Source organism: Escherichia sp. E3659 (assembly GCF_005781135.1).
Taxonomy (GTDB): Bacteria; Pseudomonadota; Gammaproteobacteria; order Enterobacterales; family Enterobacteriaceae; genus Escherichia.
The window spans coordinates 18,498-34,731 of sequence record NZ_VATQ01000023.1 but is presented as its reverse complement, the minus strand read 5'-3'; the positions used below and the strand labels follow the sequence as shown (position 1 = coordinate 34,731).

Sequence of the window (16,234 nt, the reverse complement as noted above, 5' to 3'; positions counted from 1 at the left end):
GCGTTAACCTTCTCCCATAAGGGAGCGGGAATTAAAACAATCCCTACATTACCTCTGGAGAATCTGTGATGAATGGTACGATTTATCAGCGGATAGAAGACAATGCGCATTTCAGGGAGTTAGTCGAAAAACGGCAACGGTTTGCCACCATCCTGTCGATTATTATGCTGGCAGTTTATATCAGCTTTATTTTACTGATCGCCTTCGCGCCCGGCTGGCTGGGCACCCCGCTGAATCCGAACACCAGCGTTACACGCGGTATTCCCGTTGGCGTTGGGGTCATTGTTATCTCCTTTGTTCTCACTGGTATCTACATCTGGCGGGCGAACGGCGAATTCGACCGTCTAAATAATGAAGTCCTGCATGAGGTACAAGCATCATGAAAAGAGTTCTGACGGCGCTTGCCGCCACACTCCCTTTCGCAGCGAACGCCGCGGATGCTATTAGCGGGGCCGTTGAGCGCCAGCCAACAAACTGGCAGGCGATTATTATGTTCCTGATTTTCGTCGTGTTCACGCTCGGCATTACCTACTGGGCGTCAAAACGCGTACGTTCTCGTAATGACTACTACACCGCAGGCGGCAATATCACTGGCTTCCAGAACGGGCTGGCGATTGCCGGGGACTATATGTCTGCCGCCTCATTTTTGGGGATCTCCGCGCTGGTGTTTACTTCCGGCTATGACGGGCTGATCTACTCGCTGGGCTTCCTGGTGGGCTGGCCAATCATTCTGTTCCTGATTGCTGAACGTCTGCGTAACCTGGGCCGCTATACTTTTGCCGATGTGGCTTCTTACCGCCTGAAACAAGGGCCGATTCGTATTCTTTCGGCTTGTGGTTCTCTGGTGGTGGTGGCGCTTTACCTTATCGCCCAGATGGTCGGCGCCGGTAAATTGATTGAATTGCTGTTCGGCCTTAACTATCACATTGCCGTGGTGCTGGTCGGCGTGCTGATGATGATGTACGTTCTGTTCGGCGGCATGCTGGCGACCACCTGGGTACAGATTATCAAAGCCGTTCTGTTGCTGTTCGGTGCCAGCTTTATGGCCTTTATGGTGATGAAACACGTCGGCTTTAGCTTCAACAATCTGTTCAGCGAAGCGATGGCGGTACACCCAAAAGGTGTCGACATCATGAAACCGGGCGGACTAGTGAAAGATCCGATCTCAGCACTGTCGCTGGGGCTTGGACTGATGTTTGGTACGGCTGGTTTGCCGCATATTCTGATGCGCTTCTTTACGGTCAGCGATGCCCGCGAAGCGCGTAAGAGCGTGTTCTACGCCACCGGGTTTATGGGCTACTTCTATATCCTGACCTTTATTATCGGCTTCGGCGCAATCATGCTGGTCGGTGCAAATCCGGAATATAAAGACGCGGCGGGCCATCTTATTGGTGGTAACAACATGGCGGCAGTTCACCTGGCCAATGCGGTGGGCGGCAACCTGTTCCTCGGCTTTATTTCAGCGGTTGCTTTCGCCACTATCCTCGCGGTGGTTGCGGGTCTGACGCTGGCAGGCGCTTCCGCGGTTTCTCACGACCTGTACGCCAACGTCTTCAAAAAAGGCGCGACCGAACGTGAAGAGCTGCGAGTATCGAAAATCACCGTGCTGATTTTGGGCGTGATCGCGATTATCCTCGGCGTGCTGTTTGAGAATCAGAACATCGCCTTCATGGTGGGCCTGGCGTTTGCCATCGCCGCGAGCTGCAACTTCCCAATCATTCTGCTTTCCATGTACTGGTCGAAGTTGACTACTCGTGGCGCAATGATGGGCGGCTGGTTAGGGCTGATTACTGCGGTAGTACTGATGATCCTCGGCCCAACGATTTGGGTACAGATCCTCGGTCACGAAAAAGCCATCTTCCCGTACGAATACCCGGCGCTGTTCTCAATCAGCGTGGCATTCCTTGGCATCTGGTTCTTCTCGGCAACCGATAATTCAGCGGAAGGGGCGCGCGAGCGTGAACTGTTCCGTGCGCAATTTATCCGTTCCCAGACCGGCTTTGGCGTTGAGCAGGGCCGCGCGCATTAATCTCCACTAGCCTCTGGTCACCTGACCAACGGTAAAAAGGTGCGATGTACTGCACCTTTTTACCGATTACACCGCCAAAGCGTTATTGGTTCTCTTCAATTAACAACGCTTCCAGCAGATCGAGATCGTGTAGCAACTTTTGCAGCGTTTCGTTGCTGATCTCCCGCGTGGCGCGCAGGTGATAAAGTTCCGCACGTTCAGAACGCAACGCCGCCAGACGGAAGCGACGCTCCAGGTTCTCTTCCTGGACAGAACTTTCAACGTCGTTTCGGCCGTCGGCGCGACGACGCAGGTTACCGATGACGCGAGAGCTGACTTCGGTAAGCAGCTGGTTGTCGATATTCTCTTCAGTGTCCGCCGCCAGTCGCTCTTCCATTTTCTGGATCGCCACAATCGCCACTTCTGCCGTTGCCGCGCGCGCAATGCGTTCCTCTTTCAACTGCTGAGAATGATCTGCGACTTCAATGTGTTGCAGCAGAACAGGCAGCATCACCACGCCAACAAACAGCGAGAAGAGAATGACGCCAGCCGCCAGAAACACCAGCTCATAACGCGCCGGGAAGACGTTGCCATCTGGCAACAGCAGCGGAATAGAGAGCACACCAGCCAGGGTGATGGCCCCGCGAACCCCGGCAAAAGACGCGATAAGAATTTCTCGTGTGGTCCACGAACCAAACTCCATCGGTTTCTTCTTCAGGAAGCGGTTACTGAACTTTTTCATCGTCCACAGCCAGCCGAAACGGACCAGCATGAGCGCTGCGTAAATCAAGATGATGTCGGTAAACAGCATCCAGATTTCGACGTTCGGGTCGATCTCTGCCGCCATCAGCGACGTCTCCAGAATGCCAGGCAGTTGCAGGCCCAACAGCAAGAACACCATGCCGTTAAAGACAAACTCCAGCATCGCCCAGGTGCTGTTCGCACGCAGACGCATCGCCAGCGGCGCACGGCGCATCACGCCTGAACGGGTGATGGTCATCCCGGCAGCAACTGCCGCAAGGATACCAGAAACGCCAATATGTTCGGCAATCAGATAAGAGGCGAACGGCAGCAGGAACAGCAGGACTATCTGTGTCGCAGGTTCATCGCCGCCCCAGCGACTCAGGAAGCGCAGCGAGCGACCATATAGCCAGCTCACCACAAACCCCGCGAGAATACCGCCGATCGCGACTTTCATAAATTCGACCGTCGCACCGCCAACAGTGAAGATCATGGTCCCCATCGCGACTGCCACGGCAAACTTCAGCGACACCAGGCCGGAGGCGTCATTCATCAACGCTTCGCCCTGCAAAATGCCCATGATTTTTTTCGGTATTCGCCCTTCGCCAACAATTCCGGAGAGCGCCACGGCATCGGTCGGAGAGAGCACCGCCGCCAGCGCAAAGGCCGGAATTAGCGGAATGCCTGGCACCACCCAATAAATGAGGAAGCCAATGCCGACTACGGTGACTACCACCAGCGCCAGCGCAAGACCGAAGATCTCCCGACCATGTTCGAGAAATTCACGAGTCGGTGTTTTCCAGCCATCAGCAAACAGCAGCGGCGGGATAAACAAAACTAAAAAGAGTTCAGGATCAAACTCCACATGCAAACCAAACGTCGGCCACGCCAGTAGCGCACCAATGGCGATTTGCATAAGCGGAAGCGGGATCTGAAAGGGCATGACACGAGTGACCACCCCGGACAGCGAAACCACGAGGGTCATTATCAGTATGGTAAAGAAGATTTCCATGCGTTCCCTGTTTGCGATGTTTTATGGTTTGAGAAAGGCGTTATGCCTGAATTCTCAGTTTTTTCAGAATATCGCAAAAGCTCACACAATGTACGGAGAAAATAAAAACGGGCAGCCATTGCCACCCGTTTTCAGAATCTTATTAAAGATTAGATAGCCCAGCCACCCGCGTAGAAGGTCACCAGTGCCGCGGCGATAACAACCGTACCAATGTTCAGCTTACGCCATTCGCCAGAAACCAGACGCCCAATAACCAGGGTAGCGAAACCGATCATAATGCCGGTCACGATGTTACAGGTCAGTACAATGAATACCGCCGTCACCAGCCCCGCCATCGCATCGACAAAATCAGCAAAGTCGATTTTCGCCACGTTGCTCAACATCAGCAGGCCAACATACATCAGCGCCGGAGCCGTTGCGTAACCTGGAACAAGGTAAGAGAGCGGAGAGAGGAACAGAATCAGCAGGAACAGCACGCCAACGGTGATTGCCGTCAGACCGGTTTTACCACCCGCTGCCGTACCCGCCGCAGACTCGATGTATACCGCAGCCGGAGCCGCCCCCACCAGGCCTGAGAAAACGCTGCTCAGGGAGTCGGTGGTCAGCGCTTTGCCGCCATCAATGATCTGCCCGTCTTTATCCAGCAGGTTCGCCTGCCCGGCGACTGCACGGATGGTTCCGGTCGCATCAAAGACCGCCGTCATCACCAGCGCCAGTACGCTCGGCAGTACCACCGGATTCAGCGCGCCCATAATATCCAGGCTACCAATCAGCGAGTTACCATTTTCATCGCTCAATGACGGCATAGCGAAAACGCCGGAGAAATGAACGTTAGGATCGAAGATCAGGCCCACAATCGAGATACCGATAATGGTCAGCAGAATGCCGCCCGGCACTTTCAGTTTTTCCAGACCGACGATCACCGCCAGACCTACCAGCGACATAATAACCGGGAAGGTGGCGAAATCACCCAGCGCAACCGGCAGACCGTCGAGCGGATTTTTAATGACCAGGCCAACACCATTCGCAGCAATCAGCAGCAGGAACAGGCCGATACCAATCCCCGTACCGTGCGCCACACCGTGTGGCAAGTTGCGCAAAATCCAGCTACGGATACCCGTTGCAGAAATGACTGTAAACAGCACCCCCATCAGGAACACGGCGCCCAGCGCGACCGGAACGCTAATATGCTGCCCCAGCACCAGGCTGAATGCAGTAAACGCGGTCAGGGAGATAGCGCAACCGATAGCCAGCGGCAAATTGGCCCACAGCCCCATCGCGATAGAACCAATTCCGGCAACCAGACAGGTCGCAACAAAAACTGCTGCTGGTGGGAAGCCTGCTTTACCCAGCATGCCCGGAACGACGATGACCGAGTAGACCATCGCCAGAAACGTTGTTAACCCGGCAACCACTTCCTGACGGACAGTGCTTCCACGTTGTGAAATTTTAAACCAGGCGTCGAGTGAACCGCCGGTACGCGCTGATGGCGTAGACATAAAAAACATCCCCTGAGAGTTTATTTTTCGTCAAGATGCGTGGCGGACAATCCCCTGCCAGCGAAACGTTATCTTCCTGCTCCAGGTTTGCGACAATGTGGGGCGTCGCAAAAAAGCAAACGTTTAGCTCCGCGCATACAAAACGGGTGGTAAAAAAAGCAAACGATTATCCGGCGATCATAGCGGCTTTTTCAACCTAAGTTTGCTGCTTTTTTCCCTTTTCTTGTATTGACGATGAAAAACCAGGCAATTGATGCGCAAACGTTATCGTCGATGCGCAAAATTACGGCATTTGTAGGTAGCTTGTAGCGAAAGGTTGCAGTAAAAAATCGTGCAAGATGGCAAAAATATTGCGGCTAAAAAACGTCTTTTTGCACTGGCGAAGATACGGAGGCGGCATACAATTAAAGTATCAACACCAACCGGAACCTCCACCACGTGCTCGAATGAGGTGTGTTGACGTCGGGGGAAACCCTCCTGTGTACCAGCGGGATAGAGTGAAAGACAAAGACCGGAAACAAACTAAAGCGCCCTTGTGGCGCTTTAGTTTTGCTCGTCTTCCAGCAAACGCGCACCAGTACCTTCTTCCCCTAAGCGGTCGCCCGGGTTACGCAACGGGCAGTCGCTACGCGAAAGGCAGCCGCAGCCAATACAACCGTCCAGTTCATCTCGCAGAGCCACTAAGGTATGAATGCGCCGATCTAATTCTTCTCGCCATTGCGAAGAAAGCTGCTTCCACTCTTTGGCGCTTAATGTATGCCCTTCAGGCAACACACCAAATGCTTCACCAATAGTCGCCAATGGAATGCCAATACGTTGAGCAATCTTGATAATCGCCACATATCGCAACACATCACGCTTATATCGTCGCTGATTGCCGCTATTTCGAATACTGGTAATCAGCCCTTTGCTCTCATAGAAATGCAGTGCAGATACCGCTACCCCACTGCGTTTCGCCACTTCGCCTGGGGTGAGCAAGGCTTTAATGCGGGGTAATTTCTTTTCCATAAATCGCTTTACCTCAAGTTAACTTGAGGAATTATACTCCCCAACAGATGAATTAACGAACTGAACACTGAAAAGAGGCAGATTTATGTCCCATCAGAAAATTATTCAGGATCTTATCGCATGGATTGACGAGCATATTGACCAGCCACTGAACATTGATGTCGTCGCAAAAAAATCAGGTTATTCAAAGTGGTACTTACAGCGGATGTTCCGCACGGTAACGCACCAGACACTTGGTGATTACATTCGTCAACGCCGCCTGTTACTGGCTGCCGTTGAGTTGCGCACCACCGAGCGCCCTATTTTTGATATCGCAATGGATCTTGGGTATGTCTCGCAGCAGACCTTTTCCCGCGTTTTCCGTCGGCAGTTTGATCGCACTCCCAGCGATTATCGCCACCGTATCTAGAATTATTGCCCGCACATTAACTCATGTGCGGGTAATTTCCCTGTCCATTCCATAAACATTTGCGGCGGCATCGCCTTTGCAAAATACCAGCCCTGGCAATAACGCACGCCGCGTTTGCGCAGCCAATTAACTTGCTCCGACGTTTCTACCCCTTCCGCTATCGTTTTTAGCCCCAGACTGTGCGCCAGTTCAATGATGTGTTCCGCAATCAAATGGCTGGTTTTGTGCGTGGTCAGCGTCTCAACAAACGATTTATCGATTTTCAAAATATCGATATTCAATGAATTAAGGTTGTGTAAGTTGGAGTAGCCAATACCAAAGTCATCAATCGCAACTTCATAACCGGCCTGACGGAAAGCATGAATAATCGGCGTCATTTTGGTGACATCAAGAAACGCATGTTCAGTGACTTCAAATTTTATTTGCTGCGGACGCACCGCGTATTGCTCTATTTTCTGATTGGTTCGCGCAATTAAACGCGATGTATGAAAGTCGGAGGCCGACAGGTTAATAGAAACATAGCGATCGGCATGTGTTGCCAGATACGCCCCCAGATCGCTGAATACATTATCAATAACATAATCAGTGACTAACTCAATCATCCCCTCTTTTTCCGCCAATGGGATAAACTCTGCCGGACTCATCACTTGCCCCTGGCCACCAGGCCAACGTAGCAACGCTTCAGCGCCAATACATTTTTCTGTTTTGATATCGATAATTGGCTGGTAATAAAGACAAAGCTGTCTTTTTTCGAGGGCGCGTTGCAATTTGCGTTTGGGTGACTGGTACTCCTGGCTAATCCGCAACCAGAGTAACAGTAGTACCAGACTGCAAAAAATACCTGCGGGCAAAGCAAAGATAAGATGATTATAAAAATGAGCGATAAGACGTTTATTTGAAGTGGCAACAATGGCCGCTATTGGGCGTTTTGTTGAATGTACCATTGCATACAAATGACCATTTCGTTGCACCGTTAAATCATTCAGATGAATTAACGGAGTAAACGTTTCAGCCGAGGCCTGGTTGCTTAACGAAAAAAAGGTTTTCGTCACCGTATCATACACGCCCCATTGCAGCGTCGGATCGTCAGATATCACCTCGCTCCAGAATAAAGGATTGATGACCGCCACATAATTACCCCGCTGCATATAAGTCATTTTATAACCGGAGAAAAAAGGGGTATCGCGGTAATAATAGATAGAAATGTCAGGGTCACGCTTATAATCCGCGGGGGCGATCATATATCCGTCAGCGGGAGCGATAAGCGAAGAACATAAAAAACGGTTATCCTGGGCATATATCAGTTCATTGATATAAAGGTAGCCACGAATAATATTCAACATTCGCTTCTGATGATCCGGAGTACAAACTTGCCCCTGATAGCGTTCCGCTTCATCGCTCGCTGAATCTGCCTGTTGAATGACCAGCTCGGATTTATCCAGCGCCAGTTGGGCAAAGACACGAAGCTGATTGTTCACTTCTGATTTTGCCCAAATGAAGGCAATCCATAGTGACAGGATGATGGGAAGAAGTGCTACAAAGATAATGCCCGGCAACGCCAGCAACTTGTGTCGTGCACGATGACTCATTTCTATCAATTCCCTGTCTGGTTATAGCTGGTCATTGCAAGGTGAAACCCTGGCCACCGACGACGTTAGATAAATCTTACGGTATAAATAGCACTTTTGCCTGATTTGAAATTGATACCTTTATAATCGTTGTTTTAATAAAAATAACACGCTGATATCAAAAAGAATTTACTAAAAAATGCGGGTCAGTCAGGAATGTACGATATTTTGTATTTCCACGACGCCACTGAAAAACCACAAAATAAGCACGCTAATAAAAATAGTGACTCTATCTGGCTAACAAACAACCAATTGTGATATAGTTCACAAAAATAATGAAACACACTAATTGTTTCATTTTGGTATTTTGTAAGCCCCATGATAGCCAGAGTGCATCACACCTCCCGTGAACAACACCGTGCTGTCCAGGGCATCGGTTATTTTCAGAGGAAATGTTCGATGGCTACCCTCACCACTGGCGTGGTTCTTCTTCGCTGGCAGCTTCTTAGCGCCGTACTGATGTTTATGGCAAGCACGCTCAACATCCGTTTTCGGCGGTCTGATTACGTAGGGCTCGCGGTGATCAGTAGTGGCCTGGGCGTTATTTCCGCCTGCTGGTTCGCGATGGGACTGCTCGGAATCACCATGATGGATATTGCCGCAATCTGGCACAATATTGAGTCGGTAATAGTGGAAGCCACAAATCAGGCACCGCCACAATGGCCGATGATTTTGGTGTGATATGCAGAAGCCTCCATTATGGAGGCTTCTTTTTTATCCCTGGCAGATGCGTTAATCACCTACCTTAAAACAATATAATCTATTGTTTTAAAACAAAATCAGAATGGGATATCGTCATCGAAATCCATCGGCGGCTCGTTAGACGGTGCTGCCGGAGCGGACTGCTGCGGGCGAGACTGCGCGCCGCCGCTGAACTGATTGCCACCCTGCGGCTGCTGAGGCTGGCCCCAACCACCCTGCGGCTGACCGCCACCGACGTTACCGCCTGCCGGTGCACCACCGCCCTGACGGCCACCCAGCATCTGCATGGTGCCGCCAACGTTCACCACCACTTCCGTGGTGTAGCGATCCTGACCGGATTGATCGGTCCATTTGCGGGTACGCAGCTGACCTTCGATATAAACCTGAGAACCTTTACGCAGATATTCGCTGGCCACTTCAGCCAGTTTGCCGAACAGCACAACGCGGTGCCATTCAGTCTGCTCTTTCATCTCGCCGGTCGCTTTATCACGCCAGGATTCGGAAGTAGCCAGCGTAATGTTGGCAACTGCGCCACCATTTGGCATGTAGCGTACTTCCGGGTCCTGACCCAGATTACCAACGAGAATAACCTTGTTTACGCCTCTGCTGGCCATGTTCATGTCTCCTGAAAAAAAACGTTCTAATAAGTGTAAACGCGCGATTGTAGCATTACCAATAGCGGTTTTACTATGTTGTGACCTCGGTTCCGCTAAACAATTCTGGTCAAACATTGTTACATAGCGCTCTGGGTTTTGCATTCCAACACTGTATATTCATTCAGGTCATTCTGTGTCATAATTAACCGTTTGTGATCGCCGGTAGCACCATGCCACCGGGCAAAAAAGCGTTTAATCCGGGAAAGGTGAATGGATAAGATCGAAGTTCGGGGCGCCCGCACCCATAATCTCAAAAACATCAACCTCGTTATCCCCCGCGACAAACTCATTGTCGTGACCGGGCTTTCGGGTTCTGGCAAATCCTCGCTCGCTTTCGACACCTTATATGCCGAAGGGCAGCGTCGTTACGTTGAATCCCTTTCCGCCTACGCGCGGCAATTTCTGTCACTGATGGAAAAGCCGGACGTCGACCATATTGAGGGGCTTTCTCCTGCCATCTCAATTGAACAGAAATCGACGTCTCATAACCCGCGTTCCACGGTGGGGACAATCACCGAAATCCACGACTATTTGCGTCTGCTGTACGCTCGCGTCGGTGAGCCGCGCTGCCCGGACCACGATGTTCCGCTGGCGGCGCAAACCGTCAGCCAGATGGTGGATAACGTGCTTTCGCAGCCGGAAGGTAAACGTCTGATGCTGCTGGCGCCGATTATTAAAGAGCGCAAAGGCGAACACACGAAAACGCTGGAGAATCTGGCAAGTCAGGGCTACATCCGTGCACGCATAGATGGCGAAGTCTGCGATCTTTCCGATCCGCCGAAACTGGAACTGCAAAAGAAACACACCATTGAAGTGGTGGTTGATCGCTTCAAGGTGCGTGACGATCTTACCCAACGTCTGGCTGAGTCGTTTGAAACGGCGCTGGAGCTTTCTGGCGGTACAGCGGTCGTCGCTGATATGGACGATCCAAAAGCGGAAGAACTGCTTTTCTCCGCCAACTTCGCCTGTCCGATTTGCGGCTACAGTATGCGTGAACTGGAACCGCGTCTGTTTTCGTTTAACAACCCGGCGGGGGCCTGCCCGACCTGTGACGGCCTTGGCGTACAGCAATATTTCGATCCTGACCGTGTGATCCAAAACCCGGAACTGTCGCTGGCAGGTGGTGCGATCCGTGGCTGGGATCGCCGCAACTTCTATTACTTCCAGATGCTGAAATCGCTGGCAGATCACTATAAGTTCGACGTCGAAGCGCCGTGGGGTAGCCTGAGCGCGAGCGTGCATAAAGTGGTGTTGTACGGGTCTGGCAAAGAAAACATCGAATTCAAATACATGAACGATCGTGGCGATACCTCCATTCGTCGTCATCCGTTCGAAGGCGTGCTGCATAATATGGAGCGCCGTTATAAAGAGACGGAATCCAGCGCGGTACGCGAAGAGTTAGCCAAGTTTATCAGCAATCGCCCGTGTACCAGCTGCGACGGAACACGCCTGCGTCGGGAAGCGCGCCACGTGTATGTCGAGAATACGCCGCTGCCTGCTATCTCCGACATGAGCATTGGTCATGCGATGGAGTTTTTCAACAATCTCAAACTCGCTGGTCAGCGGGCGAAGATTGCGGAAAAAATCCTCAAAGAGATCGGCGATCGCCTGAAATTCCTCGTTAACGTCGGCCTGAATTACCTGACACTTTCCCGCTCGGCAGAAACACTTTCCGGCGGTGAAGCCCAGCGTATCCGTCTGGCGAGCCAGATTGGCGCGGGCCTGGTTGGTGTGATGTACGTGCTGGACGAACCGTCTATCGGCCTGCACCAGCGCGATAACGAACGCCTGCTGGGTACACTTATCCATCTGCGCGATCTCGGTAATACCGTGATTGTGGTGGAGCACGATGAAGACGCGATTCGCGCCGCTGACCACGTTATCGACATTGGCCCGGGCGCTGGTGTACACGGCGGTGAAGTGGTCGCGGAAGGTCCGCTGGAAGCGATTATGGCGGTGCCGGAGTCGTTGACCGGGCAGTACATGAGCGGCAAACGCAAGATTGAAGTGCCGAAGAAACGCGTTCCGGCGAATCCGGAAAAAGTGTTGAAGCTGACAGGCGCGCGTGGCAACAACCTAAAAGACGTAACGCTGACATTGCCAGTCGGTCTGTTTACCTGCATCACAGGAGTTTCAGGTTCCGGTAAATCCACGCTGATTAACGACACGCTGTTCCCGATTGCCCAACGTCAGTTGAATGGTGCGACCATCGCCGAACCGGCACCGTATCGCGATATTCAGGGACTTGAGCATTTCGATAAAGTCATCGATATCGACCAAAGCCCGATTGGTCGTACTCCGCGTTCTAACCCGGCGACCTATACCGGCGTGTTTACGCCTGTACGTGAACTGTTTGCGGGCGTACCGGAATCCCGCGCGCGCGGTTATACGCCAGGACGTTTCAGCTTTAACGTCCGTGGCGGTCGTTGCGAAGCCTGTCAGGGCGATGGCGTGATCAAAGTGGAGATGCACTTCCTGCCGGATATTTACGTACCGTGCGACCAGTGCAAAGGTAAACGCTATAACCGTGAAACGCTGGAGATTAAGTACAAAGGCAAAACCATCCACGAAGTGTTGGATATGACCATCGAAGAAGCGCGTGAGTTCTTCGATGCCGTACCGGCGCTGGCGCGTAAGCTGCAAACGTTGATGGACGTTGGCCTGACGTATATCCGCCTCGGGCAGTCCGCAACCACGCTTTCCGGTGGTGAAGCCCAGCGCGTGAAGCTGGCGCGTGAGCTGTCAAAACGCGGCACCGGGCAGACGCTGTATATTCTCGACGAGCCGACTACCGGCCTGCACTTCGCCGATATTCAGCAACTGCTCGACGTGCTGCATAAACTGCGCGATCAGGGCAACACCATTGTGGTGATTGAGCACAATCTCGACGTGATCAAAACCGCTGACTGGATTGTCGACCTGGGACCAGAAGGCGGCAGTGGCGGCGGCGAAATCCTCGTCTCCGGTACGCCAGAAACCGTCGCGGAGTGCGAAGCATCACACACGGCACGCTTCCTCAAGCCGATGCTGTAATCGTTAAGGCCGCTTTCTGAGCGGCCTCAGATTATTGACAAAGTGCGCTTTGTTCTTGCCGGATGCGGCATGAACGCCTTATCCGGCCTACAAAAACATGCAATTTCAATATATTGCAGGGATTACGTAGGCCTGATAAGCGTAGCGCATCAGGCAATTTTGCGTTTGTCATCATTCTCAGGCCGCTTGCTGAACGGTCTTTTCCTTTCAGAGTTGCACCAGCAATTTACGTTTTTCTTCCGGCAGCAAATTCACCGCCTGCTGATACGACGCATCGACCAGATAATAGATTTGCGAATCCGGCAACGAGCCGTCGAGATATACGGTGCTCCAGTGCGCTTTGTTCAGATGCCGACTGGGACGAACATCGCTATGCTGCTGTCGCAAAAGCTCGGCCAGCGCAGGGCTGGTTTTCAGCGAAACCGCTGGGCGATTTTCCACTTCTTTCACCATCGCAAACAGCACATCTTCCACTTTGATTTGCGTTGCTTTCCAGTCACTATGCACACTCTGTTCTGCGCCTGGTTTTGCCATGCAATATTGTAGCAACTCCGAAATGGTCATTTTTTACTCCCCTTGTAGTGTCGCGATAATGCGACGCGAACCGCCGTGGATGCGATGTTCCCCAAGCCATATTCCCTGCCAGGTGCCGGTCTGAATACGCCCCTGATGCACTGGCAATACGAGCGATACCCCCAGCATCGAGGATTTGATATGAGAAGGCATATCGTCTGCCCCTTCATAGTCATGCTCATAGTTTCCGTTGTCGGGAACGGTGCGGAGGAAAAAACGCTCCATGTCATAGCGTACTGTGGGGTCGCAATTCTCATTAAGTGTCAGAGAGGCGGAAGTGTGTTGCAGCAACAGGTGCAGTAAACCGACATTAACACGCGGCATATCAGCTAGTTGAGTCAGGATTTCATCCGTTACCAAATGAAACCCACGAGATTTAGCGCTAAGCGTGAGCGTCTTTTGAAACCACATGTGCTGCTCCTTGATAAAACTCTCTTAATCAGTTTGCAGCAAGACAGCGAAAGGATAAAGGTGTGATTAAAAAAACAGCATTCGGGAGAGTCAGGCGCTCTCCCGACTTATCAGTATTCTGAATTGATGATCACCTCTTCATCGAATGCACCCGCTTGTGGCAAGGGTTTGTAGGTAGAGTTAGAGGCTCGCAGAATGCGGATGCCACGGATGCCAACATCACGCGCAGCGGTAATATCGTTATCGGAATCACCATAAAAAATTCGGATATTTTTATCCTGTAGCCACTGTGTTTTTGTATTTTGTCCTGCTTTATCGCCCGCAAAAATCACCGGGTTCATACTGGTTGCAGGAATGTGAAAGTCATCAGCCAGCGTTTTTGACACTGTTTCAGTTTTCGTAGGGCTACGACCTGTCACAAAGAAAATGGTGTCGCCACGGCGGACATGCATATCAATTAGCTGACGCGCGACCTCTTTTGGAATACTGAATTCATCCCAACCGTTGTTCATCTTTTCCCAGAATGCCGGGTTTTTTAGATAATCTTCGCTTTCTGGCGAGAACGTTTTTTTGCCGCGCCAGAATCCAGGGCTAGAAAACAGAACAGTGTCATCAATATCAAACCCAACTGCCATCTGTGGGCGTCCTGCCAGACTGTTTTCAATTTGGGCGACTGAAACCCAATGAATTGGCGCCTGTTCAGCGAGTTTGGCTACGTTAGTACCCGGATTAAGCGGTGAAGGTGATGAGGCCAGGGCAACAGCGGAACTGTTTAGAGCGAACAATAAGCAAACGGCACTCAATGCCTGTGTGATCTTGCGCATATTTTTCCCTAAATAGTCAGTAAGTTAAAACTTTTTATTGTGAGATTTGTTGAAAAAACCATCTGACCATAACGCCAGCAGCGGGGGAAAGAAAGGATTATCTGCGGTTTTGTTAGAGAAAGGGAGCAGGATCACATGAGAGAAGTTCGTGTTTTTTAATAGCTTAATGTCTATCCATGGAGTAGGTATATCTATTTAGTCCGTGGTTAATATCGCTTACCAGAAGTGAGCGGCTTTATATGAGGGGCAGAATATTTCCTTCTCTCTATTCTCAATGATACTAATTATATCAACAAGTTAAAATTGAGCAGGCGGCTGTTCAACCACCTGCTAACGACATTACATCACGGCTGCAAACGCCTTCGCCACGCGATGCACATTTTGCGCATTAAGTCCGGCAACACACATGCGGCCGCTGGCAATCAGGTAAACACCAAGCTCTTCACGCAGTCGGTCAACCTGAGCAGCGCTTAAACCGGTATAGCTGAACATGCCGCGCTGCTTAAGCAGATAATCAAAATTGCGTTCTGGCATCTCTTTACTCAATACCTTCACCAGTTCCTGACGCATCGCCAGAATACGGGTACGCATTTCTTCCACTTCTGCCAGCCAGCTAGCTTTTAACGCCGCATCATTCAGCACCGTAGCCACCACCTGCGCACCAAAATTTGGCGGGCTGGAGTAGTTGCGACGTACTGTTGCTTTCAACTGCCCCAGTACGCGGCCTGCAGCTTCGGCATCTTCACACACCACAGAAAGACCGCCGACACGCTCGCCGTAAAGGGAGAAAATTTTCGAGAATGAATTGCTCACCAGAGCAGGTAATCCGGCGCTGGCGATCGCGCGAATGGCGTAAGCATCTTCTTCCATACCGGCACCAAATCCTTGATAGGCAATATCGAGGAATGGGATAAGCTCGCGTGCTTTGAGAATTTCAATCACCGCGTCCCACTGGTCGTTGGCGAGATCGGCGCCCGTTGGGTTATGGCAGCACGGATGCAGCAGCACAATGCTGCGGGCAGGTAATGTTTTCAGCGTCGCCAACAGGTCATTAAAACGCACGCCGTTGGTTGCTTCGTCATACCAGGGGTAAGTACTCACTTCAAATCCAGCCCCCGCGAATATTGCCACATGGTTTTCCCAGGTGGGATCGCTGACCCAGACGCCTGATTCCGGGAAGTAGCGTTTCAGGAAGTCAGCGCCTACTTTTAATGCCCCCGAACCACCGAGCGTCTGAATGGTCGCCACACGCTGTTGTTGTAGCACCGGATGGTCAGCGCCAAACAGCAGCGGCGAAATGGCATGGCGATAGCTGTTCAGCCCTTCCATCGGCAAATAAAGCGAAGCGCCATGAGGTTGTGCATTCAGACGCGCTTCCGCTTCCGCGACAGCTTTTAGTTGCGGAATAATCCCGTCTTCGTTGTAGTACAGACCGATACTCAAATTTACTTTGTCGCTGCGAGTGTCTTCTTTAAAACGCTCCATAAGCGAAAGAATCGGGTCGCCAGCATAGGCGTCAACTTTTTGAAACACGCGATGGTTCTCCAGGTTTACGGGCAGGTGGTTAAAACACAATAAACCGGAAGATGGCGAAGATCGAGAGGATGTTCAGCGACGAACGGCAATTAACCAGAGGGTAAGACTGATGACAAACGCAAAACCACCAGATGCATGACGTTTATCAGGCCTATGCGAGAATATCAATTTATTGAATTTACAAGATATTACGT

The 16,234-nt window shown here is 51.4% G+C and carries 14 protein-coding genes; 5 read left to right on the top strand and 9 right to left on the bottom strand.

Translation table 11 applies throughout. The features are described 5' to 3' along the window. Positions 1–68: 68 nt before the first annotated feature. Together FEK47_RS16340 and actP are read left to right on the top strand one after the other, a co-directional pair. Positions 69–383 (top strand): DUF485 domain-containing protein, encoded by a 315-nt coding sequence (locus tag FEK47_RS16340; protein WP_001337746.1) that lies wholly within the window; start codon positions 69–71, stop codon positions 381–383. Continuing rightward, on the top strand, positions 380–2,029 hold the full coding sequence (gene actP / locus FEK47_RS16335; RefSeq protein WP_000832550.1) for a cation/acetate symporter ActP: 1,650 nt from the start codon (positions 380–382) through the stop codon (positions 2,027–2,029). The genes FEK47_RS16340 and actP overlap by 4 nt, the downstream gene beginning before the upstream one ends. Positions 2,030–2,111: 82 nt before the next feature. Here the strand turns inward: actP and FEK47_RS16330 are convergent, their stop codons facing one another. The 3 genes from FEK47_RS16330 to soxR form a co-directional block, all read right to left on the bottom strand. Further along, a complete protein-coding gene (locus tag FEK47_RS16330) occupies positions 2,112–3,761 on the bottom strand; it encodes a Na+/H+ antiporter (protein WP_130205832.1) in 1,650 nt (549 codons plus the stop codon). 149 nt (positions 3,762–3,910) lie between these two features. Beyond that, a complete protein-coding gene (gene ghxP, locus FEK47_RS16325; protein WP_130205830.1) occupies positions 3,911–5,260 on the bottom strand; it encodes a guanine/hypoxanthine transporter GhxP in 1,350 nt (449 codons plus the stop codon). Between the two features lie 543 nt (positions 5,261–5,803). Beyond that, the gene (gene soxR, locus FEK47_RS16320; protein WP_000412428.1) at positions 5,804–6,268 is read right to left on the bottom strand and encodes a redox-sensitive transcriptional activator SoxR; all 465 of its coding nucleotides are present in this window, start codon (positions 6,266–6,268) and stop codon (positions 5,804–5,806) included. 85 nt (positions 6,269–6,353) lie between these two features. Here soxR and soxS point away from each other — a divergent pair, with 85 nt between their 5' ends. Next, the gene (soxS, locus tag FEK47_RS16315) at positions 6,354–6,677 is read left to right on the top strand and encodes a superoxide response transcriptional regulator SoxS (protein WP_000019357.1); all 324 of its coding nucleotides are present in this window, start codon (positions 6,354–6,356) and stop codon (positions 6,675–6,677) included. A 2-nt stretch (positions 6,678–6,679) separates the two neighbouring features. On the opposite strand, the gene FEK47_RS16310 is transcribed toward soxS, so the two are convergent. Continuing rightward, on the bottom strand, positions 6,680–8,266 hold the full coding sequence (locus FEK47_RS16310) for an EAL domain-containing protein (protein ID WP_130224295.1): 1,587 nt from the start codon (positions 8,264–8,266) through the stop codon (positions 6,680–6,682). Between the two features lie 438 nt (positions 8,267–8,704). Here FEK47_RS16310 and FEK47_RS16305 point away from each other — a divergent pair, with 438 nt between their 5' ends. Then, positions 8,705–8,986 carry a YjcB family protein gene (locus FEK47_RS16305; RefSeq protein ID WP_135385191.1) on the top strand — a complete coding sequence of 94 codons (282 nt, stop codon included), beginning with the start codon at positions 8,705–8,707 and terminating at the stop codon, positions 8,984–8,986. Between the two features lie 98 nt (positions 8,987–9,084). Here FEK47_RS16305 and ssb1 read toward each other — a convergent pair whose 3' ends face one another. Further along, positions 9,085–9,621, bottom strand: a complete 537-nt coding sequence (ssb1, locus tag FEK47_RS16300) for a single-stranded DNA-binding protein SSB1 (RefSeq protein ID WP_000168309.1) — start codon at positions 9,619–9,621, stop codon at positions 9,085–9,087. A gap of 252 nt (positions 9,622–9,873) precedes the next feature. On the opposite strand from ssb1, the gene uvrA reads away from it, so the two are divergent. Then, positions 9,874–12,696: an excinuclease ABC subunit UvrA gene (gene uvrA / locus FEK47_RS16295; RefSeq protein WP_135486798.1), complete on the top strand. Its 2,823-nt coding sequence runs from the start codon at positions 9,874–9,876 to the stop codon at positions 12,694–12,696. A gap of 207 nt (positions 12,697–12,903) precedes the next feature. Here uvrA and FEK47_RS16290 read toward each other — a convergent pair whose 3' ends face one another. From FEK47_RS16290 to tyrB, 4 genes are all read right to left on the bottom strand, one after another. Next, positions 12,904–13,260 carry an MmcQ/YjbR family DNA-binding protein gene (locus tag FEK47_RS16290; RefSeq protein WP_130218565.1) on the bottom strand — a complete coding sequence of 119 codons (357 nt, stop codon included), beginning with the start codon at positions 13,258–13,260 and terminating at the stop codon, positions 12,904–12,906. Between the two features lie 3 nt (positions 13,261–13,263). Continuing rightward, entirely contained in the window at positions 13,264–13,680 is a 417-nt protein-coding gene (locus FEK47_RS16285) for a secondary thiamine-phosphate synthase enzyme YjbQ (RefSeq protein ID WP_130205818.1), read from the bottom strand. A gap of 110 nt (positions 13,681–13,790) precedes the next feature. Beyond that, the gene (gene aphA, locus FEK47_RS16280; RefSeq protein WP_130205816.1) at positions 13,791–14,504 is read right to left on the bottom strand and encodes an acid phosphatase AphA; all 714 of its coding nucleotides are present in this window, start codon (positions 14,502–14,504) and stop codon (positions 13,791–13,793) included. A 339-nt stretch (positions 14,505–14,843) separates the two neighbouring features. Continuing rightward, entirely contained in the window at positions 14,844–16,037 is a 1,194-nt protein-coding gene (gene tyrB, locus FEK47_RS16275) for an aromatic amino acid transaminase (RefSeq protein ID WP_135486799.1), read from the bottom strand. Positions 16,038–16,234: the final 197 nt, after the last annotated feature.

What these genes read in the sequence shown, in the direction of transcription:
- FEK47_RS16340 (WP_001337746.1), top strand. Translation starts at nt 69, where the DNA reads ATGAATGGTACGATTTATCAGCGGATAGAAGACAATGCGCATTTCAGG.
- actP (WP_000832550.1), top strand. Translation starts at nt 380, where the DNA reads ATGAAAAGAGTTCTGACGGCGCTTGCCGCCACACTCCCTTTCGCAGCG.
- FEK47_RS16330 (WP_130205832.1), bottom strand. Translation starts at nt 3,761, where the DNA reads ATGGAAATCTTCTTTACCATACTGATAATGACCCTCGTGGTTTCGCTG.
- ghxP (WP_130205830.1), bottom strand. Translation starts at nt 5,260, where the DNA reads ATGTCTACGCCATCAGCGCGTACCGGCGGTTCACTCGACGCCTGGTTT.
- soxR (WP_000412428.1), bottom strand. Translation starts at nt 6,268, where the DNA reads ATGGAAAAGAAATTACCCCGCATTAAAGCCTTGCTCACCCCAGGCGAA.
- soxS (WP_000019357.1), top strand. Translation starts at nt 6,354, where the DNA reads ATGTCCCATCAGAAAATTATTCAGGATCTTATCGCATGGATTGACGAG.
- FEK47_RS16310 (WP_130224295.1), bottom strand. Translation starts at nt 8,266, where the DNA reads ATGAGTCATCGTGCACGACACAAGTTGCTGGCGTTGCCGGGCATTATC.
- FEK47_RS16305 (WP_135385191.1), top strand. Translation starts at nt 8,705, where the DNA reads ATGGCTACCCTCACCACTGGCGTGGTTCTTCTTCGCTGGCAGCTTCTT.
- ssb1 (WP_000168309.1), bottom strand. Translation starts at nt 9,621, where the DNA reads ATGGCCAGCAGAGGCGTAAACAAGGTTATTCTCGTTGGTAATCTGGGT.
- uvrA (WP_135486798.1), top strand. Translation starts at nt 9,874, where the DNA reads ATGGATAAGATCGAAGTTCGGGGCGCCCGCACCCATAATCTCAAAAAC.
- FEK47_RS16290 (WP_130218565.1), bottom strand. Translation starts at nt 13,260, where the DNA reads ATGACCATTTCGGAGTTGCTACAATATTGCATGGCAAAACCAGGCGCA.
- FEK47_RS16285 (WP_130205818.1), bottom strand. Translation starts at nt 13,680, where the DNA reads ATGTGGTTTCAAAAGACGCTCACGCTTAGCGCTAAATCTCGTGGGTTT.
- aphA (WP_130205816.1), bottom strand. Translation starts at nt 14,504, where the DNA reads ATGCGCAAGATCACACAGGCATTGAGTGCCGTTTGCTTATTGTTCGCT.